This is a genomic window from Mesorhizobium sp. M0571, assembly GCF_040320985.1.
Lineage (GTDB): Bacteria > Pseudomonadota > Alphaproteobacteria > Rhizobiales > Rhizobiaceae > Mesorhizobium.
In genome coordinates this window covers 1-25,348 of record NZ_JAMYQT010000002.1, presented here as the reverse complement: position 1 = coordinate 25,348, position 25,348 = coordinate 1, and the positions used below count along the sequence as shown (strand labels likewise).

General features: G+C 63.0%; 23 protein-coding genes and 1 riboswitch. Of the genes, 10 read left to right on the top strand and 13 right to left on the bottom strand.

Features of this window, described 5'->3' with window-relative positions; genetic code table 11:
• The first annotated feature begins 67 nt into the window (after nt 1-67).
• The 5 genes from NKI85_RS02495 (at nt 68) to NKI85_RS02475 (ending at nt 5,004) form a co-directional block, all read left to right on the top strand.
• Nucleotides 68-514, top strand: a complete 447-nt coding sequence (locus NKI85_RS02495; RefSeq protein ID WP_352530429.1) for an iron-sulfur cluster assembly scaffold protein — start codon at nt 68-70, stop codon at nt 512-514.
• A 7-nt stretch (nt 515-521) separates the two neighbouring features.
• Nucleotides 522-887, top strand: coding sequence for a membrane protein insertion efficiency factor YidD (gene yidD / locus NKI85_RS02490; protein WP_352530431.1), 366 nt, complete (start codon nt 522-524; stop codon nt 885-887).
• A gap of 140 nt (nt 888-1,027) precedes the next feature.
• Nucleotides 1,028-1,837: a class D beta-lactamase gene (gene blaOXA / locus NKI85_RS02485; protein ID WP_352530433.1), complete on the top strand. Its 810-nt coding sequence runs from the start codon at nt 1,028-1,030 to the stop codon at nt 1,835-1,837.
• A 169-nt stretch (nt 1,838-2,006) separates the two neighbouring features.
• Complete coding sequence (gene thrS, locus NKI85_RS02480; RefSeq protein WP_352530435.1) at nt 2,007-3,980, top strand: threonine--tRNA ligase; 1,974 nt, start codon at nt 2,007-2,009, stop codon at nt 3,978-3,980.
• Nucleotides 3,981-4,065: 85 nt separating this feature from the next.
• Entirely contained in the window at nt 4,066-5,004 is a 939-nt protein-coding gene (locus NKI85_RS02475) for a lysophospholipid acyltransferase family protein (protein WP_352530437.1), read from the top strand.
• Nucleotides 5,005-5,015: 11 nt separating this feature from the next.
• Here the strand turns inward: NKI85_RS02475 and NKI85_RS02470 are convergent, their stop codons facing one another.
• Nucleotides 5,016-5,981 (bottom strand): RgsD C-terminal domain-containing protein, encoded by a 966-nt coding sequence (locus tag NKI85_RS02470; RefSeq protein ID WP_352530469.1) that lies wholly within the window; start codon nt 5,979-5,981, stop codon nt 5,016-5,018.
• Between the two features lie 165 nt (nt 5,982-6,146).
• Between NKI85_RS02470 and NKI85_RS02465 the strand changes: the two genes are divergently transcribed.
• Nucleotides 6,147-6,731: a nitroreductase family protein gene (locus NKI85_RS02465; RefSeq protein WP_352530439.1), complete on the top strand. Its 585-nt coding sequence runs from the start codon at nt 6,147-6,149 to the stop codon at nt 6,729-6,731.
• 20 nt (nt 6,732-6,751) lie between these two features.
• Here the strand turns inward: NKI85_RS02465 and NKI85_RS02460 are convergent, their stop codons facing one another.
• Together NKI85_RS02460 and NKI85_RS02455 are read right to left on the bottom strand one after the other, a co-directional pair.
• Nucleotides 6,752-7,633 carry an HpcH/HpaI aldolase/citrate lyase family protein gene (locus tag NKI85_RS02460; RefSeq protein ID WP_352530441.1) on the bottom strand — a complete coding sequence of 294 codons (882 nt, stop codon included), beginning with the start codon at nt 7,631-7,633 and terminating at the stop codon, nt 6,752-6,754.
• Between the two features lie 3 nt (nt 7,634-7,636).
• Entirely contained in the window at nt 7,637-8,086 is a 450-nt protein-coding gene (locus NKI85_RS02455) for a MaoC family dehydratase (protein ID WP_352530443.1), read from the bottom strand.
• Between the two features lie 251 nt (nt 8,087-8,337).
• On the opposite strand from NKI85_RS02455, the gene NKI85_RS02450 reads away from it, so the two are divergent.
• The gene (locus tag NKI85_RS02450) at nt 8,338-9,459 is read left to right on the top strand and encodes a DUF2336 domain-containing protein (RefSeq protein ID WP_352530445.1); all 1,122 of its coding nucleotides are present in this window, start codon (nt 8,338-8,340) and stop codon (nt 9,457-9,459) included.
• 78 nt (nt 9,460-9,537) lie between these two features.
• Nucleotides 9,538-9,876, top strand: a complete 339-nt coding sequence (locus NKI85_RS02445; protein ID WP_352530471.1) for a nucleotidyltransferase domain-containing protein — start codon at nt 9,538-9,540, stop codon at nt 9,874-9,876.
• 477 nt (nt 9,877-10,353) lie between these two features.
• Here the strand turns inward: NKI85_RS02445 and NKI85_RS02440 are convergent, their stop codons facing one another.
• Nucleotides 10,354-12,432 (bottom strand): FUSC family protein, encoded by a 2,079-nt coding sequence (locus tag NKI85_RS02440; protein WP_352775637.1) that lies wholly within the window; start codon nt 12,430-12,432, stop codon nt 10,354-10,356.
• 42 nt (nt 12,433-12,474) lie between these two features.
• Nucleotides 12,475-14,526 carry a DNA topoisomerase IV subunit B gene (gene parE, locus NKI85_RS02435; RefSeq protein ID WP_352530449.1) on the bottom strand — a complete coding sequence of 684 codons (2,052 nt, stop codon included), beginning with the start codon at nt 14,524-14,526 and terminating at the stop codon, nt 12,475-12,477.
• Nucleotides 14,527-14,798: 272 nt separating this feature from the next.
• Here parE and NKI85_RS02430 point away from each other — a divergent pair, with 272 nt between their 5' ends.
• Complete coding sequence (locus tag NKI85_RS02430) at nt 14,799-15,968, top strand: GGDEF domain-containing protein (RefSeq protein ID WP_352530451.1); 1,170 nt, start codon at nt 14,799-14,801, stop codon at nt 15,966-15,968.
• A gap of 3 nt (nt 15,969-15,971) precedes the next feature.
• Here the strand turns inward: NKI85_RS02430 and gcvP are convergent, their stop codons facing one another.
• The 3 genes from gcvP to gcvT are packed head-to-tail and all read right to left on the bottom strand — an operon-like array spanning nt 15,972 to nt 20,273.
• Complete coding sequence (gcvP, locus tag NKI85_RS02425) at nt 15,972-18,782, bottom strand: aminomethyl-transferring glycine dehydrogenase (RefSeq protein WP_352530453.1); 2,811 nt, start codon at nt 18,780-18,782, stop codon at nt 15,972-15,974.
• A gap of 22 nt (nt 18,783-18,804) precedes the next feature.
• Nucleotides 18,805-19,173, bottom strand: a complete 369-nt coding sequence (gene gcvH / locus NKI85_RS02420) for a glycine cleavage system protein GcvH (protein WP_352530455.1) — start codon at nt 19,171-19,173, stop codon at nt 18,805-18,807.
• Nucleotides 19,174-19,178: 5 nt separating this feature from the next.
• Nucleotides 19,179-20,273: a glycine cleavage system aminomethyltransferase GcvT gene (gene gcvT / locus NKI85_RS02415; protein ID WP_352530457.1), complete on the bottom strand. Its 1,095-nt coding sequence runs from the start codon at nt 20,271-20,273 to the stop codon at nt 19,179-19,181.
• Nucleotides 20,274-20,421: 148 nt separating this feature from the next.
• A riboswitch (glycine riboswitch) is annotated at nt 20,422-20,508 on the bottom strand.
• Nucleotides 20,509-20,713: 205 nt separating this feature from the next.
• Between gcvT and NKI85_RS02410 the strand changes: the two genes are divergently transcribed.
• A complete protein-coding gene (locus NKI85_RS02410) occupies nt 20,714-21,712 on the top strand; it encodes a hypothetical protein (protein WP_352775633.1) in 999 nt (332 codons plus the stop codon).
• Between the two features lie 36 nt (nt 21,713-21,748).
• On the opposite strand, the gene NKI85_RS02405 is transcribed toward NKI85_RS02410, so the two are convergent.
• From NKI85_RS02405 to gfa, 5 genes are all read right to left on the bottom strand, one after another.
• Nucleotides 21,749-22,540: a molybdopterin-binding protein gene (locus NKI85_RS02405; protein ID WP_352775630.1), complete on the bottom strand. Its 792-nt coding sequence runs from the start codon at nt 22,538-22,540 to the stop codon at nt 21,749-21,751.
• Nucleotide 22,541: 1 nt separating this feature from the next.
• Nucleotides 22,542-23,423 carry a cytochrome b/b6 domain-containing protein gene (locus NKI85_RS02400; protein ID WP_352775627.1) on the bottom strand — a complete coding sequence of 294 codons (882 nt, stop codon included), beginning with the start codon at nt 23,421-23,423 and terminating at the stop codon, nt 22,542-22,544.
• A gap of 104 nt (nt 23,424-23,527) precedes the next feature.
• On the bottom strand, nt 23,528-24,205 hold the full coding sequence (locus NKI85_RS02395; RefSeq protein ID WP_352775624.1) for a DUF1345 domain-containing protein: 678 nt from the start codon (nt 24,203-24,205) through the stop codon (nt 23,528-23,530).
• Between the two features lie 4 nt (nt 24,206-24,209).
• Entirely contained in the window at nt 24,210-24,677 is a 468-nt protein-coding gene (locus tag NKI85_RS02390) for a YaiI/YqxD family protein (protein ID WP_352775621.1), read from the bottom strand.
• A gap of 66 nt (nt 24,678-24,743) precedes the next feature.
• Nucleotides 24,744-25,313, bottom strand: a complete 570-nt coding sequence (gene gfa, locus NKI85_RS02385) for an S-(hydroxymethyl)glutathione synthase (protein ID WP_352775619.1) — start codon at nt 25,311-25,313, stop codon at nt 24,744-24,746.
• Between the last annotated feature and the right edge of the window lie 35 nt (nt 25,314-25,348).

Sequence of the window (25,348 nt, the reverse complement as noted above, 5' to 3'; positions counted from 1 at the left end):
TGCCGAGCGAAAGGAAGACGCCAGAGCGGCAATCGCTGTTCGCTGGGCGGCGACGGATTGGAAAAATATGATCGACGATGTCTACAATGCGAAAATTCTGGGTTTTGCCGGAAACATCGCACGGATCGGCCGGCTCGATCGGCCCGACGCAACCGCACGGGCGCATTCCAAGCTGTGCGGCTCGACGGTGACCGTCGATCTGAAGATGGATGACGGCGTCGTCACCGATTTCGCGCATGACGTGAAGGCCTGTGCGCTTGGCCAGGCGTCGTCTTCGATCATGGCGCAGCATGTCGTCGGCGCCAGTGCCGAAGAATTGCGCAGCGTGCGCGAGACGATGCTGAAGATGCTGAAGGAAAATGGCCCCCCGCCCGAAGGCCGCTTCGCCGACCTGAAATACCTGGAGCCGGTGCGCGATTACAAGGCCCGCCACGCCTCGACCATGCTGACCTTCGATGCGGTGGTCGATGCCATCGGCCAGGTCGAGAAGAAGCGCGCAGAACAGGCGGCTTAGCCGTCAAATGGCTGCCGATCACGCGCACCAGCATCAGAGGCCGCGATACACGCGCAACTGGCCCGGACCGTGGCGCAAGACGCCGGGCCGCATCCTCGGCACGTCGCTCGTCCGCTTCTACCAGCTGACGCTGTCCGGCTTTGTCGGCAATTCCTGCCGGCATCTGCCGACCTGTTCCGAATACGCGCACGAAGCGATCGCCCGTCACGGGCTGTGGGCCGGCGGCTGGATGGGATTTTTCCGGGTGCTGCGCTGCGGCCCGTTCGGAACGCACGGCATCGACCGGGTGCCTGAGGTTCTAGATGATCGCTATCTCTGGTTCACGCCCTGGCGATACCGGCGGATCGGGAACAAGCGCGCCCTCGAAAACTGACCGCATTGTCGCTTCGGACCCGGTTGGAGGCGGCAGGTTTACGATTTGCTAAGCTTAACCGCATGTTACGCATTTGAGACAAAATCGAGACAAGACGCCTCGCTAAGCCGCTCCTGACAGCCCTCAGGAGAGATTGCCAAATGCACCAGATAGACCGCCGTCCATTTGTTTTCGCCGTGGTTCTCTATCTTCTGGCGTGGCTGTTGGGTTTTCCGATCCGCGCGCAATCAGCGCCGCTCGGGGACATCGAATGCACGCTGATCGTCGATGCCGCAAGCGGCGAGACGCTGTATCGGCAAGGGGTTTGCGACCAGCGCGTCAGCCCCGCCTCGACATTCAAGGTTCCGCTGGCGTTGATCGGCTACGACGCCGGAATCCTGAGCGACGAGCACGCGCCGAGCTGGGAGTACAAGCCGGAGTTCAATGCGCCGAAACGGGACCGGAAGACCGTCGACCCGACGATTTGGGAAAAGGATTCGGTCCTTTGGTTCTCGCGCGAGATTACGCGCCGGCTCGGCAGCAAACAGTTTGCCGGCTACGTGTCCAGATTGGACTATGGCAACACCGACGTCTCCGGCAATTCTGGCAAGAATGACGGCCTCACCCATTCCTGGGTGAATTCCTCGCTCGCGATATCGCCGGTCGAACAGGTCGACTTCCTGCGCAAGCTGCTGGCGCGAAAACTACCGGTCTCGGACAAGGCCCATGCGATGACCAGCGCGATAATCCCAACCTTCCGGGCAGGGGGCTGGACGGTGCAGGGCAAGACCGGGACCACCAGGCTTGGCAGCGACAAGCGCTCGCTTGGCTGGTTTGTCGGCTGGGCGCAGAAGGACGCTCGCAAGATCGTCTTTGCCCGCCTGGTAATCGATACGAAACGGTCCGACACGCCCAAGGGACTCAAGACGCGAGCGATGTTCCTGAAAGAGCTGCCGAATCTCGTCAGGTGACCTACATCCGGCTTTACGGCGCCGAAAACTGCCAATAAAAGACCGCTCGCCGCCGGACGCATCCGGCTCTTACTTGATGCATGTCGTAACCCCAAAACCGCTGCGAACTTTTGGGCGACATGCATTTTCACCACCCGCGCTCGTTTGCGGGACTGGATAGGAGAATTTTATGCTGAATTCAGTTTCCCTGACATTTCCCGATGGCTCCGTCCGCGACTACGACGCGGCGATGACCGGCGCCGGCCTGGCGGAGTCGATCTCGAAGTCGCTGGCCAAGAAGGCTGTCGCCTACAGCATCGACGGCACGTTGCGCGATCTTTCCGACCCGATCGGCAAGTCGGGCAAGCTGGAAATCATCACCCGTGAGGACCCGCGCGCCCTCGAACTCATCCGCCATGATGCAGCGCACGTGCTGGCCGAAGCCGTGCAGGAACTTTGGCCGGGCACGCAGGTGACCATCGGGCCGGTGATCGAGAACGGGTTCTACTACGATTTCGCCCGTAACGAGCCGTTCACGCCCGACGATTTCCCGGTGATCGAGAAGAAAATGCGCGAGATCATTGCGCGCAACAAGCCGTTTACCAAAGAGGTGTGGTCGCGCGAAAAGGCGAAAAAGATCTTTGCCGACAAGGGCGAGCGCTACAAGCTCGAACTGATCGACGCCATCCCTGAGGATCAGGATCTCAAGATCTACGCGCAGGGAGACTGGTTCGACCTCTGCCGCGGTCCGCATATGGCCGCGACCGGCCAGATCGGCAGCGCCTTCAAGCTGATGAAGGTCGCCGGCGCCTATTGGCGCGGCGACAGCAACAACCCGATGCTGACGCGCATCTACGGCACGGCCTGGGCCGACCAGGCCCAGCTCGATGCCTATCAGACCATGCTGGAAGAAGCCGAAAAGCGCGACCACAGGAAACTCGGGCGCGAGATGGATCTGTTCCACTTCCAGGAGGAGGGCCCTGGCGTCGTCTTCTGGCACGCCAAGGGCTGGAGGATGTTCCAGAACCTGGTCAATTACATGCGCCGCCGCCTCGACGAGCAGGGCTATCAGGAGGTCAACGCACCGCAGGTGCTCGACAAGAGCCTGTGGGAGACGTCAGGCCACTGGGGCTGGTACCGGGACAATATGTTCAAGGTGACGGTTGCCGGGGACGACACCGACGACGACCGCGTCTTTGCGCTGAAGCCGATGAACTGTCCCGGCCATGTGCAGATATTCAAGCACGGGCTGAAGTCCTACCGCGATCTGCCGGTAAAGCTTGCGGAATTCGGCAATGTGCATCGCTACGAGCCTTCGGGCGCGCTGCACGGGCTGATGCGCGTGCGCGGTTTTACCCAGGACGATGCCCATATCTTCTGCACCGAGGAACAGCTCGCCGACGAGTGCATCAAGATCAACGACCTGATCCTGTCGACCTATGCCGATTTCGGCTTTGACGAGATCACCGTCAAGCTGGCGACCCGCCCCGAAAAACGGGTCGGCACCGACGCGATGTGGGATCATGCCGAGGGCGTGCTGCAGGACGTGCTCGACAAGATCGCGGCGCGGTCGGGCAACCGGATCAAGACGGGCGTCAATCCGGGCGAGGGCACGTTCTACGGGCCGAAGTTCGAATATGTGCTGAAGGACGCAATCGGCCGCGAATGGCAATGTGGCACCACGCAGGTCGACTTCAACCTGCCGGAGCGTTTTGGCGCTTTCTACATTGGCTCGGATTCGGAAAAGAAGCAGCCGGTGATGGTGCATCGCGCCATTTGCGGCTCGATGGAACGTTTTCTCGGCATCCTGATCGAGAATTATTCCGGCCATTTCCCGCTATGGTTCGCACCGCTGCAGGTAGTGGTGGCGACGATCACTTCCGATGCCGACGATTACGCGCGAAAGGTCGTCGCGCAGTTGAAGACGGCCGGGCTTATTGCCGAAGCCGACCTGCGCAACGAGAAGATCAACTACAAGGTCCGCGAGCATTCGCTGGCCAAGGTCCCGGTCATTCTCGTCTGCGGCAAGCGCGAGGCCGAGGAAGAGACGGTCAATGTCCGCCGTCTGGGCTCGCGCGACCAGGAATCGCTTGGTCTCGCAGCAGCCGTGAAGCTGCTTTCCGACGAGGCGGTGACACCCGACCGCAAGCGCCGCGCGGCCTGAGCCGGTCAACCGGCAACGAAGATGGCGGTGGAGCGATCCACCGCCATTTTCATATGACTGTCACGCCAATTTTGTAGCGAGCCCCATGCTCAAGCTGAAGACGCGCGAAAGACCTTTTCCCGAGCTCTCTTATGCCAGTCCGCATCAGCCGGCGCTGACGCGCTGGTTCATCCATTCGGTCGAAGGCCTGTCGGGACGCGATCGCTTCGCGGCACTCTATGATTTCTGGCGCCGGCACGTGGTGCCTGGCGGCGAGCGCGTGTTCAGCCGCATGCTGGATCTGATCGACGTCCGGGTGCGGACCGCAGCCCAATGGCCGCCGGCGAAGCTGCCCGACACGCCGCTGGTGATCGTCGCCAATCATCCGTTCGGCATCGGCGACGGCATTGCGGTGCTGTCGCTGGCAGAGCGGCTCGGCCGGCCGTTTCGCGTCATGATCCACAAGGATCTGCTCAAGATCCGCGAGATGGAGCCGTACTCACTGCCGATCGACTTTTCCGAGACCAAGGACGCGCTGAAGAACAACATGGCGGTGCGGCATGAGGCGGTGCGGCTGCTCAACGAAGGCGTCACCATCGTCGTCTTCCCGGCCGGCGGCGTCGCCACCGCGCCGAAGGGATTTGGCCGGGCGCGCGATCTGCCGTGGAAGATGTTTCCGGCCCGTCTCGTTCAGGATGCCAAGGCGTCGGTCATCCCAATGCATTTTTCCGGCCAGAACGGCCGGCTGTTCCATCTGGTCAGTGGTCCCATGAACATGGCCGAACGCGACGGGCGTGTAGCGAAATTCGTCGGCAGGGCTTCGCTGACGCTGCGCATCTCTCTGCTCATCCACGAATTTTCGCGGCTGTCCGGCAAATCGATCGAGGTGCGCGTCGGAGACACGCTGGAGTGGGACGAACTGGAGCCTCTGCGCGACCGCAAAGCCCTGCTCGAACGCCTTCAGCGCGGCGTCTTCGATCTGGCTGCGGCCGAGGCGCGTGGCCGCGTACACTTGCTGGCGCGACGCATGCGCAAAGCAGCCTAGAGGGGCGCGGCCTAATCGGCGCCTTCCTCGGAGTCGATGGCCGAAGCCTCGGTAGCCAGGACCTCAATGTCCTGATTGTGCCCGGCCACCACCGTAAAATCCTTCTGGTAGATGCGGTCGCGGTTCTTGGCGATGATGGTGTAGTCGCCCTCGGCCAGCACCATCGATGCAAAGGCGCCGACGGTTTCCTTGATCGGATCACCGGACTCGTTGAGCAGCGACCAGGAGGTGTCGGCGATCGCCTCGCCGCCTGGTTCGCGCACCAGCTTCATGGTCATCTCGGCCGCACGGTGCTCGACCGTCGCTTCGGTCAGCTTGCCGGCCTCGACACGGATGTCGGAGCGGATGACCGCATTCACCGCGCCATAGGTCGAAACAACGTGGTAGATGCCGGCATTGAGCCGCACGACGCTGTTCGGCTCGACATCGGGTATGATCAGCGCACGATCGCCATCGGGCTCGGCGTGGCTCTCATAGATCGAGAAGCGCAGCTTCTTCGGCGGAATGCGCACCCCGCCCGACAGCACGGCATCAAGCTTGAGGCCGCCAGCATCGAGCACGAGGCTCTCGCGCTTGGCTTCCTTGCCGACGGTGATGCGCTTGGTGGCGCCGGCCCGCCCGTAGGAGGCGTGGACCAGATAGGAACCCGGCTCGAGCTGGAACACGGCGGTGCCGCCATGAGCGGAGGCGACCATCGGCAGCTTGCCGTCGCCGGCCGGCTCGGGCTTGAAGACGCGCCAGACGATGCCGCGCGCGATATCGGCGCCCTTGTCAATCAGCTGCGCCGACAGCGTGATCGCCCCGCTGCCGCCCAACGCCAGCGACGTATCGCTTTTGGGCGACGCATAACTCGAAATTCCGGGAAGTTTCAGATTGCCGATGCCGTCCGCATCCTGCGCGGCAGCCGGCGAAACCGGCACCATCAACAGGGCGGCGCCCAGCCAAATCAGGAAAAGACGCAATGTCCCCTCAAACATGCCTTGCGTTGAAGCCCAAGGCGGTGGCAATTTCAAGGCTTAAGAGTCCGAAGAGTCCGATCGGCTTCTGCTACAGGGCTCTTTGTCCGGCGCGCCGCGCCAATGCCCGAGCCGCCCGATATCCCGATGGTGCGCTTCAGCTCAAATTCCAGGAGACTTGCGCTTATGGCGTCGCCCATCATCGATTTTCTGCTGACCCGAAATTCCGCGCCGATCCCGGATTTGAAAGAACCGGCACCGAGCGATGCGGAGATCGCGACGATGATCGCCGCAGCGTCGCGGGTGCCGGACCACGGCCGGCTGGAGCCGTGGCGTTTCATCCTCTATCGCGGCGAGGTTCGCGTCGAGATCGGCAAAAAGCTGGCGGCACTTGCCGAACAGCGCGAAGGGCCGCTGCCGGAAGGCCGCCGCAACCAGGAACTGGCACGCTTTTCGCGGGCGCCGCTGGTTATCGGCGTGATCTCGATCCCCAGGGAAAATCCAAAGATCCCGCAATGGGAGATGTTCCTGTCCGGCGGCATGGCAGCGCTGAACCTGATGCTATCAGCCAATGCGCTGGGCTACGGCACCAACATGATCAGCAACTGGTATTCCGACGTGCCGGAGGGCAGGGCGATCCTGGGTCTGGCGCCGCATGAGCGGGTCGTCGGCTTCGTCCATATCGGCTCCTGCCAGGGACCGGCGCCGGAGCGGCCGCGGCCCGATCCGGCAACGCTCTATGCCGACTATTCGGGACCGTGGGTGGGGTAATTTGCGACGCGGAAGAGACCCTAAGCGTCAAGCCCCGCCGCCCTGGCTCGTGCCAGGAGGCGCTCGGCGAGCTTGAGATGCGGCCGGTCGTACATCTTGCCGTCAATGCCGACGACGCCGGGATTTCCCGCTGTCTTGAACGCTTCGACGATTGCCAGCGAATTTTTCACCGCTTGCACCGAAGGCGTGAAGGCGGCGTTGATGACCGGCACCTGCGCCGGATGGATCGCCATCTTGCCGGTGAACCCGTCGCGCTCGGCCTCGGCGCATTCAGCCTCAAAGGCAGCCATGTCGCGAAAATCCGGAAACACCGTGTCGATCGCCGCGACTTCCGCGGCACCTGCGGCGAGAATGGTCATGGTGCGGGCGAAGCGAAACACATCCGTGTAGCGGCCATTCGCGTCGCGCATCGCGCGTGCGCCGATTGCTGCCGACAGATCTTCCGCGCCCCAGGTGACGCCGACAAGCCGCGCGCTTGCCTCGGTGTAGGTTGCAGCGGCCAAAACGCCAGCTGCCGTTTCGGTGATGATCGGCACGATCCTTATCGCGCCGTCCGGCAGCCCGGTTTCGGCTTCGTGCACCCTGAGCTTGGCCGACAGCTGCTGGACATCCCGTCCGCTGTTCGACTTCGGCAGCATGATGCCGTCTGGTTTCACCGGCACGAGCGCCGCCAGATCGTCGTCGGTCAGTCCGGTCGAAAGATCATTGACGCGCACATAGATCGCGGAGCTGGTTTGATGCCTGTGCTCGGCGATGAAACGCGCCGCGGTGTCGCGCGCCAGAACCTTGTTCTGCGAGGCAATCGAATCCTCGAGGTCGACGATGACCACGTCAGCGCCTACGCCAAAGCCCTTCTCCAGCTTCTTTTCCGAATCGCCGGGAACGAAGAGCAGAGAACGCATCGGCTATGCCTTTTTCATCATCATGGCTTGCCTCGTGCATTTGGCAACCAATAGGTCGTTCTGGTTATAGGCGCGGTGCTCGAACTCGACGATGCCGCGGTCCGGTTTCGACCTGGAATCGCGCACCGAAACCACCGTGGTCTCAACGCGGATCGTGTCGCCGTGGAACACCGGATGCGGAAACACGGTCTCCTTCATGCCGAGATTGGCAATGGTGGTGCCGACAGTGATGTCGTTGACCGAAATGCCGATCATCAGGCCAAGCGTGAACAGCGAATTGACCAGCGGTTTGCCCCATTCGCTCTTCGCGGCGAAGTCGAAATCGATGTGCAGCGGCTGCGGGTTCAGTGTCATCACCGAAAACAGCATATTGTCGCTTTCGGTCACGCTCTTGCGCAGCGCGTGCTTGAACACATGGCCGACGACGAACTCCTCAAGATAAAGCCCGGCCATGGTCGATCTCCTCCGCTGCCGCATCGGCCCGAAAATTGGTATCGATTTTCGGAAAGCACGATGCGAGGATTCAAAGTGTTAGAGCGTACTTTGTGCGTCCGAAAGGACGCACGTCGCTCTAAGGGTTGATAGGCGTTGCATATCGCGCTCGCAAGCCAGTTAACGAACATGGTGAACCGTTCGTAAACCATTTGTGCCTACGGTCTCCACCAGGGTCAGAAGCGTTCTGGCAAGGGGCGTAAGCAGGCGACATGGTCGTTTCGCATTTCCTGAAATGGATCCACACGGCGAAGGTGTCGGAGCGCGCTGCGGCGGCAAGCGCGCTGGCTCGCGCCTATGTCGACTCGGACCTGCCTTTCGAGGACCGCTGCGCGGCGGAGGCGGCGCTGACGCTGCTGCTCGACGATGCGTCGTCGAAGGTGCGGCTGGCGATCGCCGAAGCGCTTTCCATGAGCCATCATGCGCCGCTGCAGATCGTCAGCGCGCTGGCGTCCGACCAGCCTGAAGTGGCCGCTTTGGTACTGGCACGCTCGCCGCTGCTTACCGATGCAGACCTGATCGACCGGGTCGCCAGCGGCCAGAAGGCGACGCAGAAGGTGATCGCCGACCGGCCGCGCGTCTCGATGTCGGTAGCGGCAGCGATCGCCGAGATTGGCGAGCCCGAAGCCTGCGCCACGTTGCTCGCCAACAGCGGCGCCGACATTGCATCTGTCAGCTTTCGCCGCATGGCCGAGCGGCACGGCCATCTGCCTCTGGTGCGCGAGGCGCTGATCGCCGACGCGCGTCTGCCCGCCGACTGCCGGCATATGCTGCTGGTCAAGCTCGGCGAGACGCTCAAGGGGTCGCCGCTGGTGCTGGCGCTGATGGGCGCCGCCAGGGCCGAGCGCGTCACGCGCGATGCCTGCGTCAAGGCTTCGGTGACACTGATCGAAGGCACGCGGGCAGAGGAACATACCGCGCTTGTCGAGCATCTGCGCCTGCGCGGCGACCTGACCGCAAGCTTCATCATCCGCACCATCGCGCATGGCAAGGTCGACTTCTTCGGCTCGGCACTGGTCGCGCTCAGCCAGCAATCCGAGCAACGCGTTAGGGCGCTGCTGGCCGGCGGCCACGACGTGGCGTTGCAGGCACTGTTCCGCAGTGCCGGGCTTGCCGCCGCCACCCACGCCATCATCCTGCGTGCGCTGAAGGTCTGGCGTGAGGTCGCCAATGGCAAGCGCCTCGCCGGCGTGCAGGAAGTCAGTTGGCTGATGCTGAAGGAATTGGGCGGGCAGTCGGCCGAAGGCGATCTCGCCGGGCTGGTCAAGTCGATCCATCTCGACGCGCTGCGCGAAAACGCACGCGGGCACGCACTGGCGATTGCTGCTGCCTAGCACAAACTTAAAGCTTTAGGACTGGCCGGTTGGCTTGCCTGCCGTTGTAGGCGCAAAAAAGTGGTCCTATGTTTGAGTATGCGCCATTTAGCTTCAAAAAGCCTCACGGTTCCGGCCGAAATCAAGCCGTTGATTGACGAGATCAGGGTTCGCTTGAATCCTGATTCTATATGGCTGTTCGGCAGTCGAGCGCGAGGCGACAATCGCCCTGACAGCGACTGGGATATTCTCGTTGCTTTGCCTGACGACGCTCAGCCGGAACTACTTGATCCGCTCGTCGGCTGGACCGTTCAGCATGAAGTCGGAATTCCTGCCACGATCCTTGCCACTACGGCGAGCGAATTGGCCGCAAGCTGGGGTTCGCGAAACACGATTGCTTATGATGTTGCTCGGAAAGGGCACCGGTTAGATATCTGACCACCGGACCATCGCCAGTGCGCTTCGATTGGCGAATGGATGTATCAGGGATGCACGTCTTCTCGCTGAATCCGGGTCCAGAAATGCGGCTTATCTGAGTGAGCAGGGCGATCGAGCAGGTTGTCCGGGCGCTGGCGACTTCGGAGGCTGTTCATATCGAACGTCACGACGCACATCAGCTCGATAAAGTTGTGAGGTGATTCCCGGACGACCATGCTGAGAAGGCGGCATTGAACTCAGTCGTATGGCTGGGAGCCTACGCGACCACTTTTCGATATACATTGCCTTCCGGCCAGATACCTCGCGCACCTGATCGCGCGAAACTTCAGGAAGCCATCGACAACATCTCGGACCTTATTTTACGGGTAGCGAAGCATTTCGGGGTCGATCTTGGCGATGAAACAAAGCCGGCCCGAGTGGTCGCGCCGATGCGAAAGCTGTAGCGCAGAGAACGAGGCCAATATGGCAGCGATCTAGCTAAACCCGGTCTTTCGCGAAAAAGTCTGGAAAATCCTCGATCGCGGCGGCGATGATGCGCAGCGAGGCGGCGATCTGCAGCATTTCGGCGGCGTCGCTTCGTTCAGCGATACCGGCTGCATATTGCCTGGCGACGGTGGCAGTCGCAGTCCGCGGTTCGCCGGGCCGCCGGAACAGCAGTTCGCGCGCCAGCCCGCGCAGGAAATTGGTCATGGAAAGTGCTGTTTCGGATGGGATCGTGGAACTTTGCTGCGCGTTGCGCAGCCGCAGGATTTCGAGGCCGGCGGTAACGGCAGCAATGCCGCCGCCGAGAACGGCGTCGCCTTCCTTGCCGGCGTTCTGCAGCAGTGGCATCAACTGGTTGATCCGGTCGTAGGCAAGGCTTTCGAAAGCCGATCGCCGCGGCAGGCGGTCATGCAGGCAAAGGCGTGCAAGATCTTCGCGCATTGCTTGCAGGATGCGGTTGATGGTGACCCAAGGGTCGGCGGGCAGCACGACGGCGAAGACGCCGATCGCCAGAAGAATACCAACCAGGATCGATGCCGAACCGGCGAGGAACGGCAACGGATCGTAGGTCATCGCCTGATGCGGGCTAAGGAAGGCGAGGAAATTTATGGCGAAGGCCGTCGCCACACCGATATAGCGCGGATTGGCCATCCCCAGTGCAGCCGGCACCAGGATCGGCACGACGAAGACCATGAACCAGCCGAAGCCGGGCAAAGCGGGAAGCGCCAGCTGGCCGACGAGAAACGCAAAGGGCAGGGCCAGCAACGTGCCCTCGAAGAAGCTCCACGCCGACCGGATCGGATCAGGACGAGCGGCGAACAGGCTGGAGACGACCGCAACCAGAATGACCGTGCCCGCCGCATCCGACCATTTCGTCGTCAGCCAGAAGGCGGCGACCAGGAGCGTGGCGACTGCGGCACGCACGGCGTTGCGCGATGCCGCACGGTAGTCGCGGTGCACCACCAGCGCCGGCTGCCGCCGTTCGCGACTGGCACGGGGCGAGGGGGAGCGGAGTGCGTCCAGGCCGCGCAGCACTTGCTGCATGGCTTCGGCGAAGTCGGCGGCAATGGTGAGGCGTGTGACCGTGCCAACCCTGTCATTGTCATGCCCGGGGCCTTGCCCTGCCGCGATGTCCGGCATCTGCCGCGCCTTGTAGACGATTGCGTCGAGCCGCGCCACCCAGGGCGCCGTGTCGTCCAGCGCGCCCGGCTTGGCTGCCAGTTCGCCGACGAGAGCCCGCAGTTCGCTGCGCACCGGAATAAGGGCTGCATTCTTCGGCGCGGCATGGGCATGCAGCGCACGCGCCGCCGACAGGGCCGACAGAAGCTGGCCGATGGTACGCCGGACCGGATAGGCGCGGGTGGCGAGGCTCGGCCCTTCCAGCCTTGCATAGGCGCGCATTTCGCCCAGCGTCTGGACGTCGCCGATCAGCTTGCGGTGCAGCCCGGCAAGCCTTTCCGCATCGCCGCCGGAAAAAGCACCGTCCGCGTAGGCTGCCAGGTCGAGAATGCTGCGCTTCAGTCTCGAGACGATGGCATCGGCGGCCAATTTCGGCAGGATCAGCCGGCTGGTCAGGGCGGCGCAGACGATGCCAAGAACGATTTCCGCACAGCGCGCCAGGGCGAGATCGACAACGAGGTGCGGCTGTCCGAACGCCGGCAGACCGATGATCATCGCGGTGTAGCCGGCAAGGGCGGCACCAGAGGCTTCCGGATTGCGCAGTAGTGACGAGACCAGCGTGCAGATGCCGATCCAGATAGCAAGAACGGTAACCAGCAGCCACGGACTGGCACCGAAAACAGTGGTTATGCCGATCGCCGCCAGCGCGCCGGCAAGCGTGCCGAGCAGACGATAAAACCCCTTCGCCAGCACCATGCCGGCGACCGGCTGGGCGACGATGAACACCGTCATCATCGCCCATTGCGGGTGGTCGAGCTTCAGCGCATAGGCGGCCAAAAGCGCGATGAGACCGGCCGAAACGGTGCGTAGGGCAAAGATCCAGTCCGAGCGCGTCGGCCGCGTCAGGCCAGCGATCCGCGTGCCGATACCGTCCTTCAACCGCGCCCAGGTCACGTGCTCGTCTCCAGCTCAGAAGGGCAAGCTAGCGGCGGGGGCTCAGATATCCAGCACTTCCGTCTCGGCGAATTCCGCGCGTTCCTGGATGAAGCGGAAACGGGCATCGGGCTTGGTCCCCATCAACGCGTCGACCGCATCCTTGGTCGCCGCCTCGGCGTCGATGACGTCGACCCGGAGCAGCGTGCGCTTCCTCGGGTCCATGGTGGTTTCCTTGAGCTGGGCGGCCATCATTTCGCCCAGTCCCTTGAAGCGGCCGATTTCGACCTTGCCGCGCCCGGTGAATTCGGTGCGCAGAAGTTCGTCCTTGTGCGCATCGTTGCGGGCGTAGGCGACCTTGCCGCCTTGCCGGATCGAGTAGAGCGGCGGCACCGCCAGATAGAGATGGCCGCCGCGGACCAGGCTCGGCATCTCCTGGTAGAAGAAGGTGATCAGCAGCGAAGCGATATGGGCGCCATCGACGTCGGCGTCGGTCATGATGATGACCCGGTCGTAACGCAGGTCCTCGTCGCGGTATCTCGAGCGCGTGCCGCAGCCCAAGGCCTGGATCAGGTCGGATATCTGCTGGTTGCCGGCAAGCTTGTCGTTGCCGGCGCTGGCGACGTTGAGGATCTTGCCGCGCAGGGGCAGCACCGCCTGGCTGGCGCGGTCGCGCGCCTGCTTCGCCGAGCCACCGGCCGAATCGCCTTCGACGATGAACAATTCGGCCCCGGCGGCGGCATTCTGCGTGCAATCGGCGAGCTTGCCGGGCAGGCGCAATTTGCGCACCGCGCTCTTGCGCGAAACTTCCTTTTCCTGGCGGCGGCGCACCCGCTCGTCGGCGCGCGCGATCACCCATTCGAGCAGCTTGGAGGCTTCCTGGGGATTGTCGGCCAGCCAATGGTCGAACGGGTCGCGGATGGCGCTTTCGACAATACGGATCGCCTCGATCGTCGCCAGCCTGTCCTTGGTCTGGCCGACGAACTCCGGCTCGCGGATGAACACCGACAGCATGCCGGCCGCCGAGATCATCACATCCTCGGAGGTGACGATCGAAGCGCGCTTGTTGCCGACCAGATCGGCATAGGCGCGCAAGCCGCGCGTCAGCACGTTGCGAAACCCGGCCTCGTGCGTGCCGCCTTCGGCGGTCGGAATGGTGTTGCAATAGGAATTTATAAAACCGTCGCCGCCGAACCAGGTCACCGCCCATTCGAGCGAACCGTGGCCGCCTTGCTTCTCGCTCTTGCCGGCGAACATTTCACGAGTCACCTGGAATTCGTCGCCGAGCGAGGCTTTCAGATAGTCTTTGAGGCCGCCCGGAAAATGGAACTCGGCCTTGGCCGGCGTGGTGTCCTTTTCCTTGATCAGCGATGGATCGCAGGTCCAGCGGATTTCGACACCGCCGAACAGATAGGCCTTTGAGCGCGCCATGCGGTAGAGCCGCGCCGGCTCGAACGCCGCGCCCTTGCCGAAAATCTGTTCGTCGGGATGGAAGCGGATCTTCGTGCCGCGGCGGTTGTGCACCTCGCCGAGTTGCTCCAGGCCGGTGACCGGAATACCGCGCGAGAATTTTTGCCGATAAAGTTTCCTTCCCAGCGCGACCTCGACTTCGAGATGGTCCGACAGCGCGTTGACGACAGATACGCCGACGCCGTGCAGGCCGCCGGACGTCTCGTAAACCTTGCTGTCGAACTTGCCGCCCGAATGCAGCGTCGTCATGATGAGTTCGAGCGCCGGCTTCTTGAATTTCGGGTGCGGATCGACCGGGATGCCGCGGCCATTGTCGGTGACCGTCAGGTATCCATCTGCGGACAGCTCGACATCGATGAACGTCGCATGGCCGGCGACCGCCTCGTCCATCGAATTGTCGATGACTTCGGCGAACAGATGGTGCATCGCCTTGTCGTCGGTGCCGCCAATGTACATCCCCGGGCGGCGCCGCACTGGCTCAAGCCCTTCCAGCACCTCGATATCGGCGGCACTATAGCTCTCGCTGGCATCGCGGGCTGGCGGGCGCTTCGTCGCCTGCACCAGCGGGTCGGCCGGGCGCGCGGTAGCGCGAGCTGGCTGCGGCGGCTTTTCCGGATTGCCGAAAAGATCGTTGCTGTCGTCCATGCTGGTCCTGGATTCCGATGCTGCGAATCACCCCCGATACTGCCACGCTTTTCGCGGGCAGGCGACGGAGGTTCCTGTTACGTTCGAGGATAGAGCCTCTTACTGCAAAACCATTCGACAACCAAGCGGCGGAAATGGGGTCGAGGCTTGGAGCATCGACGTTTTGTAAACCCTGTCCGAAGGTTACGCCGCAAGGTTGGCTGAAAAACGATATCCGCGGAGTGTCGCTGACCTAGAATGCAGCGGAACCCTCGAGAGGCTGTCGCCTAAGCATGTTGGATTACAGTTCGCTCCTGCTCGCGGCGGCGCTGTCGGGCACGTGTCTCAGCATCACCATGTTTGCGATCTGGTTCACCGCGCCACAGGCACGGTTTGTGCTGACGGTGGCGTGTGGCATTCTCATGCTCGTCGCACATGTGGTCTTGTTTTGGCATTACGCAAGGGATCCTAGCCCCTGGCTTTGCCAGATCGTGCTTGCGCTTCTCAGCCTGGGCTTCCTGATTATCTGCCTGTCGGCCATGCAATATCTCAGCATACGCGACTACAGGCGCGCGGTTCTGCCGACCTTGATTGCGATGGCTGTTTGCGCGGGCGCGACGTATCTCGGGTTTGATGGTATCGGCTTCATTGTCACCTACGCGACGGTAACGGCGCTGCTCTCGCTCATTGGGGTGATGTTCTGGATCAAGGGTGGCCACGATCGTCGGATATTGCTGGTCGTCTCGTTCCTGAGCGGCGTCTGTGCGCTGTCCTTCGGACTTTGCGGCGCGGTTCTGCTAATCAAGGGCCAATGGGTGCTCGGCGTTGCGCCCGACAATTGGGCCGAGCGGGTGAATTCCGTCGTAGCCGTCGCCTGCATGACGGGGTTTGGTGCATTGACGCTCTCCCTGCACCATTTGCAGGCGCAGATCGAATTGAAGGCCGAGACGATGACCGATCCATTGACCGGGCTGATGAACCGGCGGGCGTTGACGGCACTCTACGGTGACCGGGCTTTCGGTCCGTTCATGTCCGTCGCCATGTTCGATCTCGACCATTTCAAGAGGACGAACGACGTATTCGGTCACCCGGTCGGCGACCAGGTTCTGCGCCGCTTTGCCGCCGTCATCAGGAAATACGCCAGGACCGGAGTCGACGCCTTCCGGCTGGGCGGCGAGGAATTCGTGCTCGTCATGTCGCGGATGACGGAAGAGAAGGCCTATGACATAGCGAGCAAGATCAGCGTCGCCTTCGGCACGGAAGTCGTGGCCACCCAGCTTGGTCCGTTGCGAAGCACAGTCAGTGGCGGCATCGGCTTTGGTGCGACGAGCGGCACCGGTCTCGACGATGTGTTGGCCGAAGCCGACGCCGCACTCTATGCGGCAAAGCGCGCCGGGCGAAATCGCGTCGTCGCCCAGGACAAGGCGAGCAAGGCCGAGGGGCCGGCCTTGCGTTCTGCCTGATTGCTACTCCGCAGCACCCAGATATTCCGACAGCGGCGGGCAGGAGCAGACCAGGTTGCGGTCGCCGGCGACGTTGTCGATGCGTGAGACCGGCGGCCAGTATTTTGCCGCAGTATCGGCATCACCGGCGGGGTAGGCCGCCTCCAGGCGCGAATAGGGATGGGTCCACTGGCCGGCCAGCGCCTCGGCGGCGGTATGCGGCGCATTGACCAGCGGATTGTCGGCCAGGGGCCATTCGCCTTTCGCCACCTTGGCCGCCTCGCCCGATATCGCGATCATCGCATCGCAGAAGCGATCGAGCTCGCTCTTGGGCTCGGACTCGGTCGGCTCGACCATCAGCGTGCCGGCCACCGGAAACGACATGGTCGGCGCATGGAAACCATAGTCGATCAACCGCTTGGCGACGTCGTCGACGCTGATGCCGGCACTGTCCTTGAGCACGCGGGTGTCGAGGATGCATTCATGCGCAACGCGTCCGTGCCTGCCTTTGTAGAGCACCGGGAAATGCGCTTCGAGCCGCGTCGCCACATAGTTAGCGGAAATGATCGCCGTCTCGGTCGCCTGCTTCAGGCCGGAAGCGCCCATCATACGGATATACATCCAGGTGATCGGCAGGATCGACGCGCTGCCGAACGGTGCAGCCGACACGGCATGGCCCGAGCCTTCGGTGACGTGGCCGGGCAGATACGGCTTCAGATGCGCCTTGACGCCGATCGGGCCGACGCCGGGACCACCGCCGCCATGCGGGATGCAGAAGGTCTTGTGCAGGTTCATGTGGCAGACATCGGCGCCGATGTCACCCGGCCGAGCGAGGCCGACCAGCGCGTTGAGATTGGCGCCGTCGAAATAGACCTGGCCGCCATGCTCATGGATAAGGGCGCAGAGGTCGCGCGCGCCTTCCTCGAAGACGCCATGCGTCGAGGGATAGGTAAACATCAGCGCCGCGAGGTCTTGCGCATGCTCGGCCGCCTTGGCCTTCAGATCGTCGACGTCGATGTTGCCGTCTTCGGTGCAGCGCACGACGACGACGCTCATGCCGGCCATCGCCGCACTCGCCGGATTGGTGCCATGCGCGGATGACGGGATCAGACAGACCGTGCGGTGGCCTTCGCCGCGTGAGCGGTGGTAGCCGCGAATGGCGAGCAGCCCGGCATATTCGCCCTGACTGCCGGCATTGGGCTGCAAGGTCACGGCATCAAAACCAGTGATCTCCGCCAGCCAGCCTTCCAGCTCGTCAATCATGGCGCGGTAGCCGGCCGAGTGGCTTGCCGGCGCGAAGGGATGCAAATTGGCGACATCAGGCCAGCTTACCGGCATCATCTCGGCGGCGGCGTTGAGCTTCATGGTGCAGGAGCCGAGCGGGATCATGGCGCGGTCAAGCGCCAGGTCCTTGTCGGCCAGCCGGCGCAGGAAGCGCATCATTTCGGTTTCCGAACGGTTGTCGTGGAAGACGGGCTGGGTGAGGAACTCGTTGCCGCGCGGTTTTCCTGGCATGGAATTGCCGGCGGCAACGTCGGCCTTGGCGCTGAACAGCGTGGCAATCGCCTCCAGATCGGCCTCGGTGGAGGTCTCGTCGAAGCTGATACCGATATGGTCGGCGTCGATGAGGCGCAGCAACCGGCCGGTCTTTTCAGCAGCGTCGGCGAGCGCGCCGGCTTTGCCCTTTACTTCCACTGTCACCGTGTCGAAACGGCTTTCGCCAAGTATCGAAACGCCTGCTGCCTTAAGGCCGGCGGCAAGGCGGTCGGCCAGTGCGTGGACGCGGCCGGCAATCGCCTGAAGCCCGGCTGGGCCATGCCATATCGCATAGGCCGTCGCCATGTTGGCGAGCAGCGCCTGTGCGGTGCAGATGTTGGAGGTCGCCTTGTCGCGGCGGATATGCTGCTCGCGTGTCTGCAAAGCGAGGCGATATCCGGGACGGCCCTTGCTGTCCGTCGACTGGCCGACGAGCCGGCCGGGCATCAGCCGCGTCAGCCTGTCGGAGACGGCGCAATAGGCGGCATGCGGCCCGCCAAAGCCCATCGGCACGCCAAAACGCTGCATCGGGCCGACGGCGATGTCGGCGCCAAGCTTGGCCGGCGCATCGGTCAGCGTCAGGCCCAACGGGTCGGCAATGAAGACGACCAGCGCGCCGGCAGCGCGGGCCTTTTCGATCGCTGCCTTGTGATTGCCATAGACGCCGAACGTGTCCGGCCAGGAGACCAACAGGGCGGCGGTGTTGTCGTCGATCACCTCGCCGTCTACCTCGATGCCCAGCGGCTCGGCGCGGGTGCGCACCACGTCGAGCGTCTGCGGATGCGGCGTGCCGGCGAGCGCCACCTTGGTCCGCTTGTCGCGATGATGGCGCAGCGCGATGCCGACCGCTTCGGCCACCGCCGTCGCCTCGTCGAGCAGCGAGGCCGACGCCACCGGCAGGCCGGTCAGTTCGGCGACCAGCGTCTGGAAGTTGAACAGCATTTCCAGCCGGCCCTGGCTGATCTCGGCCTGGTAGGGCGTGTAGGCGGTATACCAGGCCGGGTTCTCGAACAGATTGCGCTGGATTACCGGCGGCACGTGGACGCCATGATAGCCGGTACCGATGAAGCTCTTCAGCATGGTGTTTTTCGCCATCGTCGCCGCGAGCTCCGCCAGCGCTTCCGCTTCGCTTGCGGGGGCGGGCAGGGCCAATGGACGGTCGAGCCGGATCGACTTCGGCACTGCCTGGCTGATCAGCGTCTCGACTGAGGGAACGCCGATCGTGGCCAGCATGGCTCTGACGTCATTGAGGCCTGGGCCGATATGGCGAGCCGAGAAGGGGTAGGGTGCTGCGGTCATGTTCAATGTCCTGGTCGTGTCATCAGCCGATATGCGCCTGGTAGGCCGCCTCATCGAGCAGGCCTTCGAGTTGGCTCTCATTGGCCAGCTTCATCTTCCACAACCAGCCGTCGCCGGTCGCCGCCGAATTGACGAGCGAAGGATCCGATGACAGCGAGGTATTGGCCTCGGTGATCTCGCCGTCGACCGGCGCATAGACGTCCGATGCCGCCTTGACCGATTCGACCACCACTGCGGTGTCGCCCTTGGCCAGTTTTCTGCCCAATTCCGGCAGTTCGACGAAGACGAGATCGCCGAGCTGCTGCTGTGCGTAGTCGGTGATGCCGACGGTGGCGATGCCGCCCTCGACGCGAAGCCATTCGTGATCTTCGGTGAAATAGGTCTTTGCCATGAAGTTCATCCTTTGCGGTAGCGATGGGGCGTGAAGGGCAAGGGGTGGATGTCGACCGGGATTTTCGTCCCGCGGACATCGGCGAACAGTTTTGCGCCGGATTTGGCAAGCGGCGTCTGGACGTAGCCCATGGCGACCGGATGACCGGCCGAGGGGCCGAAGCCGCCTGAGGTGACATGGCCGGCAGGATTGCCGTCGGCATCGAAAAGGGCAGCACCGGCGCGCACCGGCTGGCGGCCGTCCGGCTTCAAACCGACGCGTTTTTGCGCCGGGCCGCGCTCCAGGATGGCGCGCAATGCATCGCCGCCGATGAAGGCCCCAGAGGCGCGAACCTCCTTGGGGATGGCCCACATCAGCCCGGCACTGGCCGGATCGATCTCCGGCGTGATGTCCAGACCGTGCAGGCACAGCCCTGCTTCGAGCCGCAAACTGTCGCGGGCGGCAAGGCCGATCCACATCACACGTTCGTCCTCGAGCAGCCTGGCGACGAGAGTTCTTGCGTCCGCCTCGGGCAGACCGATCTCGAAACCGTCTTCGCCGGTGTAGCCAGACCGGCTCATGAACCATTTTTCGCGCGGCTCGATGCCGTGCATGAACACCAGCGACCCGGTCTCGATGCCGGCGCGCGAAAGGGCGGCCCACGCCGCAGGGCCCTGGATGGCCAGGAAGACGCGATCGAGCGCGTCCACTTTCACATCGCCCCCGGCCAGCGCGCGCAGATGCTTTTCGTCGGCGGCGGCGTTGCCGGCATTGGCGACCATCATGAAGCGCTCGGCGTCGAGCCTGGTGACGATCAGATCGTCGAGTATTCCGGCGGCCTCGTTGAGGAAGAACGTGTATTTGGATTGGGAAATCTCAAGCGCGCCGGCATCGAACGGGCAGGCGCGGTTCAGAAGTGCTGCGGCGCCCGGACCGCTGATTTCGAACAGCTTCATGTGCGAGATGTCGAACAGACCGGCATGCTCGCGGCTGTGAAGGTGCTCTTTCATCACGCCGGCCGGATAAGTCAGCGGCATCGACCAGCCGGCGAAGGCGCCGAAACGCGCACCGGCTGCCATGTGCAGATCTTCGAGGGGAAGGTGTTTGGTGTCGCCCGTCATGTCATCTCCAGAGTCGCACGCAAGCGGCCGCAAATGGCGACCAGTCCGTGCCCCTCTGTCTGAAGCCTGAGAGACTCGCGCCCCGTAACTCTGTCGGCAGCGCTTACACCTTCGGCGCGGGGGCAAGCCCCGACTTTCCAGAGTGTCTTTCCCGTCTACGGTTCTTTTGCCTGAGAGATTTCGGGCGATTTCCCCTTCGGCGGCAGCTCTCGCTGCTCTCTCCCGCAAACAGGTAGGACTCGGTTAAGAGCCCTCGACGCGCCATCCATAGCCTGTGGACGACACCTTGTCACCTGCCGGCGACATTTTACTAACAAGCCCTCTTTGCGGGCCTTCTTATAGGCAAGCCTTCGCTAACCACGCCGCTTGCCGGTTTCTCAAGACCTTGCAGATATACCGGATGAGGACCGGCAATTGCCGGGCGCGGGCGGGGAACAAAAATGGGCGAACTGATCATGAGCGCGCCGGTGGCCGGGCTGACCTCGAAAAATCGGATCACGGCCGAAGACGTGATCATGCTGCGCCGCGAAGTGTTCGGCGACGGCGTGGTAACGCGCGGCGAGGCCGAGGCGCTGTTTGCGCTCGACGCGACGGCGAGGGACAAATGCGCGGAATGGCCTGAGTTTTTCGTCGAGGCCGTCACCGACTTGATCGTCCACCAGGAAAAGCCGGCGGGCTATGTCTCGCAGGAGAATGCCGACTGGCTGGTCCGGACGATTTCGCGCGACGGCATGGTCGACAGCCGGACCGAGCTCGAGCTGCTGGTGCATGTGCTGGAAGTTGCCAAATCATCGCCGAGCACGCTTTCCAGCTATGCGCTGGAGCAGGTCGCTCATGCGGTCGTGGACGGCAAGGGGCCGCTCATGACCGGCGGCAGACTTATCCCTGGGTCGATTGCCAAGGCTGAGGTCGAGCTGTTGCGCCGCATCCTTTACGCCTATGGCGGCGATGGCAACATCGCCATCAGCCGCGCCGAGGCCGAGGTGCTGTTCAAGATCAACGAGCGGACAAAGGCGGCCGACAACGATCCGGCGTGGAACGATCTGTTCGTCAAGGCGATCGCCAATTTCGTCATGTGTTCGGCCGGCTACGAAGCGCCGGTGCGCGACGTGGCGCTGCGCCGGGATTCCTTCTTTGAGCACTCCGATCCGGAGATCGGCGGTTTCTTCAGCCGCATGGTGTCGGGCGGCCTGTCCGGCATCATGGAAGTCTATCACTCGCCGGGCGACGTCGAGGCCGAGTGGGAAGCGAAGAACAAGGCAGCCGAGGCACTGGCCCGTCGCGCCGAGACGGTCGATGCCGGCGAGGCGAAATGGCTAGCTGAACACATAGGCGACCGGCCGTTGCAGGAGAACGAGCGTGCGTTGCTGACGATGATCAAGCACGCCTCGCCGGAAATCCATCCGGCGCTGAAGCCGCTGATCGACAAGGTTGCGTGAGAAAAAGGGACTAAGTCATTGAGCGCAATAGCCCCATCAGATGCCGCCGTACCAGTCGTAGCCATTGTCCTCCCAATAGCCGCCTCTGCCGCCGCCGAGATTGGCGAAGCCGTCGACGAGCTCGATCTTGTAGAGATATTTCGGCATCTTATAGCCGAGCTGGCGCTCGACGCGGACGCGCAGCGGCGCGCCGTTCTCGACCGGCAACGGCTTGCCGTTGAGCCCATAGGCAAGGATGGTCTGCGGATGACGGGCATCGATCAGGTCGATCGAGCCGTAATATTTGATATCCCCGGCGAGGCTGCGATCGATCGTGTCGAGGCAGTGGAACATGAGGTAGCGCGCCTGCGGCTTGACCACCGCCAGATCGAGCACCAGCGACAGCGGCGTGCCGGTCCATTTGGCAATGCAGCTCCAGCCTTCGACGCAATCGTGGCGGGTGATCTGCGTGCGGCTTGGCATGTTCGTCAGCTGCTCGCGGCTCAGCGACAGCGGCTTTTCGACGAGGCCGGAAACCTCGAGCCGCCAGTCGGCGAAATCGTTGGCGAGCAGGCCCTTGTAGTAATCGTCGTCGGGCGCGGTGATGCCGTTCGGCCGCTGCGGCTGGCGAATGTCGGCCTCGGTGAATTCCGGCGCCAGCGCATCGCGGCCGGCAAGCAGCCGCTGCGCCCGCCAGGTCAGGCCGTTGGCGCTTTCGAGAAAGCTGCGCAGGCCGTCACCGACGCCAAGCTGGCTGTCGAAGGCGTCGCAGCCCGACAGCATGATGCCGGAAAGGCCGAGGCTGGCCGAGGTCAGGAATTTTCTGCGGCTGATCTCAAATTTAGCCATGTCAGGCACTCCTTTCTGGCGCTTTGTCGCCAGGCGCCGGCGGATCGGTGCGGTACCAGCCAGTGACGATCGAACGCAGCTCGTTGAGCGGGCCGGCGGCCAGGATCATCAGGATATGGATGACGAAGAAGGCGACAAGTAGCAGCATCACCGTGAAATGAATTGTGCGCGCCGTCTGCCGGCCGCCGAGCAGGTCGTTCAGGAACGGCAGCACCGAGTTCATGCTCGGCGACATGGCGAGGCCGGTGATGATCATCAGCGGCAGCAGCACGAACAGCACCCCGCCATAGGCCATTTTCTGCAGCGTATTGTATTCGCGCGTGTGGTGGAACCTGAGCTTGGCGTGCTCGACGATGTCTCGCGGCAAGCGCCTGATATCATCGAGGCGCGGCGCAAGATCGCGGCGCAAATGGCCGTTGATCAGGCTGGCGACCAGCCAGACCAGCAGCGTGGTGGTCAGCACCCAGGCAAAGAAGAAATGAACGACGCGCGCGGTGCCGAGGTCGTAATAGGAAGGGATCGTCGCCCAGGACGGGAAGGCGCGGGACGTCTCTTGGCCGGCCAGACCCGACCAGCCGAGCACGCCGGTTGTATCGAAGCGCTTGCCGAAGATCTCGGTGTAGCCGCGCGGGCCAGTCGCCGTATTCTCGGCGCCAATGGCGAAGATGGTGTTGTTGTATCCGAAGCCGGACTCCTTGCCGATGTAGAGCTGTGGGCGGGCGTTGAAGATCTGCAGGCCGGAAAGCAGCATGAAAAACAGCGCGATCGCCCATAGCCAATGCGTCAGCCGCGTCCAGCGCGACTGGCGATAAATCAGCGTCGCATCGTTCGGCGCCGCAGTATCCGCTCCGGCGGCGGCTTTGCTTCTGGCAAGCGATTCCATCTGTTTTGTTCCTTCCGGCGGCGCGGTTCGCCACGGCCTGTCAGATCTCTTCTCCTCCCAATACGTTCCCGGCCAAAGCGATGTTTCACCCGATCACGGATTTATTACGGACTGCCGAGGCTGACGGCGAGGTTGACCGCGGCGGCGACGATGACCGTATTGAAGAAGAACGACAGGATTGAATGCACAAGCACGACGCGGCGCATATGCGAGGTCGTGATGTTGGTGTCGGCGGTCTGCGCGGTCATGCCGATCACCGTGGCGAAATAGAGGAAATCCGAGCCTTCCGGCCGTTTGCCGCCCGGGAATTCGAGGCCGCCGACCGGTGTCTTCTTTCTGGTTTCGGTGTCTATCGCGTCGCCATCCATCCAGTAGAGATGCGCGTAGTGAAGTGCCGCCATTGCATGAATGGTAAACCAGCCAAGCGGGATTGACAGCAGCGCGACCGTAAGTTCGACGGGATCCGCACTTTTCTCCCTATTGATCAATTGAAACAAGGAGATGATGGCAATACCGACGACGACCAAGGTCACGGCGAAGATGGCCAGCACGGGCAGGTCCGTGTCGCGCGCATTCTTGCGCAGATAGCTGCCGGTGAGCCGTGGCATGTGGGTGACGACAAGAATGATATAGGCGGCAAAGAACACATTCGCGCCGATCGAGTAGGCAAGCGGCGCGCGCCAGATCAGCGCCGCGCCAAAGGCTGCCACGCCGATGCAGGCCGACACGGCGAACTGCATGTGCCGCTGCATTGGTATCCTGTTCGGCGTACCGGTCGTCATGGTTTTAGTCCGCTGTGGCGGATTTCAGCGCCCGCCGCAAGATGCGGTCGAGCTCGCTAAGAAACCGCGAGCGATCCTGCGGCGCGAAACTCGAATTGTAGCCCTTGCTTTCGCCGGTCTCGCGCAGATGCTGCTTGAGATGGCGCATCGCCACCGCCATGCCGATCGTTTCCGGCGTAAACGGGCGTCCCGTCGGGCCGAGCACATGGGCGCCAAGCGCCACCGCGCGGGCGGCAAGCGGGATATCGGCGGTCACCACGATGTCGTTGGGCCGGGCATTGTCGACGATCCAGTCGTCGGCGGCGTCGGCGCCCTTGGAGACGACGACATTGCGGATCATCGGATCGCGCGACGGACGCAAGCCGCCATTGGAGACGAAGGTGATGACGATGCCGTGCCGCTCGGCAACCTTTTCGACCTCGGTCTTCACCGGACAGGCATCGGCATCGACGAGAATAGCGGGTGCGGGCATCGTTTCTCCAAATGTGAAAGAGCCGGGCGACGTCGCCCGGCTCAATCGATGATATTCGAGCGGCTACTAGGCCGGCAACGCGCCGGACTTCTTCGCCGTCCAGGTGGCGATGTAGTCCATCAGGCCGGGATTGAGGCAGTCATAGGGTTCGAGGCCGATCGACTTCAGCTGCGAACGGATGCCGTCCATGCGGCTCGGATCGATGCCGGATTCGATGATCGACGAGACAAAGGCGGTGAAGCCCGGAGGCGACCAGCCGTCTTCCTGGAAGCGCTCCGGATGAATGAAGGACAGCCCCTTGAACGCGTGGTCGCGCTCGACCGGGCCGTGCATGTGAACGCCGCAGCCGGTGCAGGCATGGCGCAGGATCAGCGCGCCCGGATCGACCACCTTCAGCTTGTCGCCGTTTTCGGTCACCGTCACGTCGTTTGTACCGGCAACCGCCACGACCGAGAACAGTGCGCCTTCCGGCTTCCAGCATTTGGTGCAGCCGCAGGCGTGGTTGTGGGCGATCTGGCCCTTGACCTTGACCTTGACCGGGTTGCTGGTGCAGGCGCAGACCAGCGTGCCACCGGCAAAATCCGCCTTTACCCTGGGCAGTCCATTGTCGATTTTCGGATGCAGTTTTTCCGGCATTTCATTCCTCCCTTGTTGAACTCAAGCAACTTCAG

Coding starts and splice junctions, on each gene's coding strand:
- NKI85_RS02495 (WP_352530429.1), top strand. CDS start 68: ATGATCGACGATGTCTACAATGCGAAAATTCTGGGTTTTGCCGGAAAC.
- yidD (WP_352530431.1), top strand. CDS start 522: ATGGCTGCCGATCACGCGCACCAGCATCAGAGGCCGCGATACACGCGC.
- blaOXA (WP_352530433.1), top strand. CDS start 1,028: ATGCACCAGATAGACCGCCGTCCATTTGTTTTCGCCGTGGTTCTCTAT.
- thrS (WP_352530435.1), top strand. CDS start 2,007: ATGCTGAATTCAGTTTCCCTGACATTTCCCGATGGCTCCGTCCGCGAC.
- NKI85_RS02475 (WP_352530437.1), top strand. CDS start 4,066: ATGCTCAAGCTGAAGACGCGCGAAAGACCTTTTCCCGAGCTCTCTTAT.
- NKI85_RS02470 (WP_352530469.1), bottom strand. CDS start 5,981: ATGTTTGAGGGGACATTGCGTCTTTTCCTGATTTGGCTGGGCGCCGCC.
- NKI85_RS02465 (WP_352530439.1), top strand. CDS start 6,147: ATGGCGTCGCCCATCATCGATTTTCTGCTGACCCGAAATTCCGCGCCG.
- NKI85_RS02460 (WP_352530441.1), bottom strand. CDS start 7,633: ATGCGTTCTCTGCTCTTCGTTCCCGGCGATTCGGAAAAGAAGCTGGAG.
- NKI85_RS02455 (WP_352530443.1), bottom strand. CDS start 8,086: ATGGCCGGGCTTTATCTTGAGGAGTTCGTCGTCGGCCATGTGTTCAAG.
- NKI85_RS02450 (WP_352530445.1), top strand. CDS start 8,338: ATGGTCGTTTCGCATTTCCTGAAATGGATCCACACGGCGAAGGTGTCG.
- NKI85_RS02445 (WP_352530471.1), top strand. CDS start 9,538: ATGCGCCATTTAGCTTCAAAAAGCCTCACGGTTCCGGCCGAAATCAAG.
- parE (WP_352530449.1), bottom strand. CDS start 14,526: ATGGACGACAGCAACGATCTTTTCGGCAATCCGGAAAAGCCGCCGCAG.
- NKI85_RS02430 (WP_352530451.1), top strand. CDS start 14,799: ATGTTGGATTACAGTTCGCTCCTGCTCGCGGCGGCGCTGTCGGGCACG.
- gcvP (WP_352530453.1), bottom strand. CDS start 18,782: ATGACCGCAGCACCCTACCCCTTCTCGGCTCGCCATATCGGCCCAGGC.
- gcvH (WP_352530455.1), bottom strand. CDS start 19,173: ATGGCAAAGACCTATTTCACCGAAGATCACGAATGGCTTCGCGTCGAG.
- gcvT (WP_352530457.1), bottom strand. CDS start 20,273: ATGACGGGCGACACCAAACACCTTCCCCTCGAAGATCTGCACATGGCA.
- NKI85_RS02410 (WP_352775633.1), top strand. CDS start 20,714: ATGGGCGAACTGATCATGAGCGCGCCGGTGGCCGGGCTGACCTCGAAA.
- NKI85_RS02405 (WP_352775630.1), bottom strand. CDS start 22,540: ATGGCTAAATTTGAGATCAGCCGCAGAAAATTCCTGACCTCGGCCAGC.
- NKI85_RS02400 (WP_352775627.1), bottom strand. CDS start 23,423: ATGGAATCGCTTGCCAGAAGCAAAGCCGCCGCCGGAGCGGATACTGCG.
- NKI85_RS02395 (WP_352775624.1), bottom strand. CDS start 24,205: ATGACGACCGGTACGCCGAACAGGATACCAATGCAGCGGCACATGCAG.
- NKI85_RS02390 (WP_352775621.1), bottom strand. CDS start 24,677: ATGCCCGCACCCGCTATTCTCGTCGATGCCGATGCCTGTCCGGTGAAG.
- gfa (WP_352775619.1), bottom strand. CDS start 25,313: ATGCCGGAAAAACTGCATCCGAAAATCGACAATGGACTGCCCAGGGTA.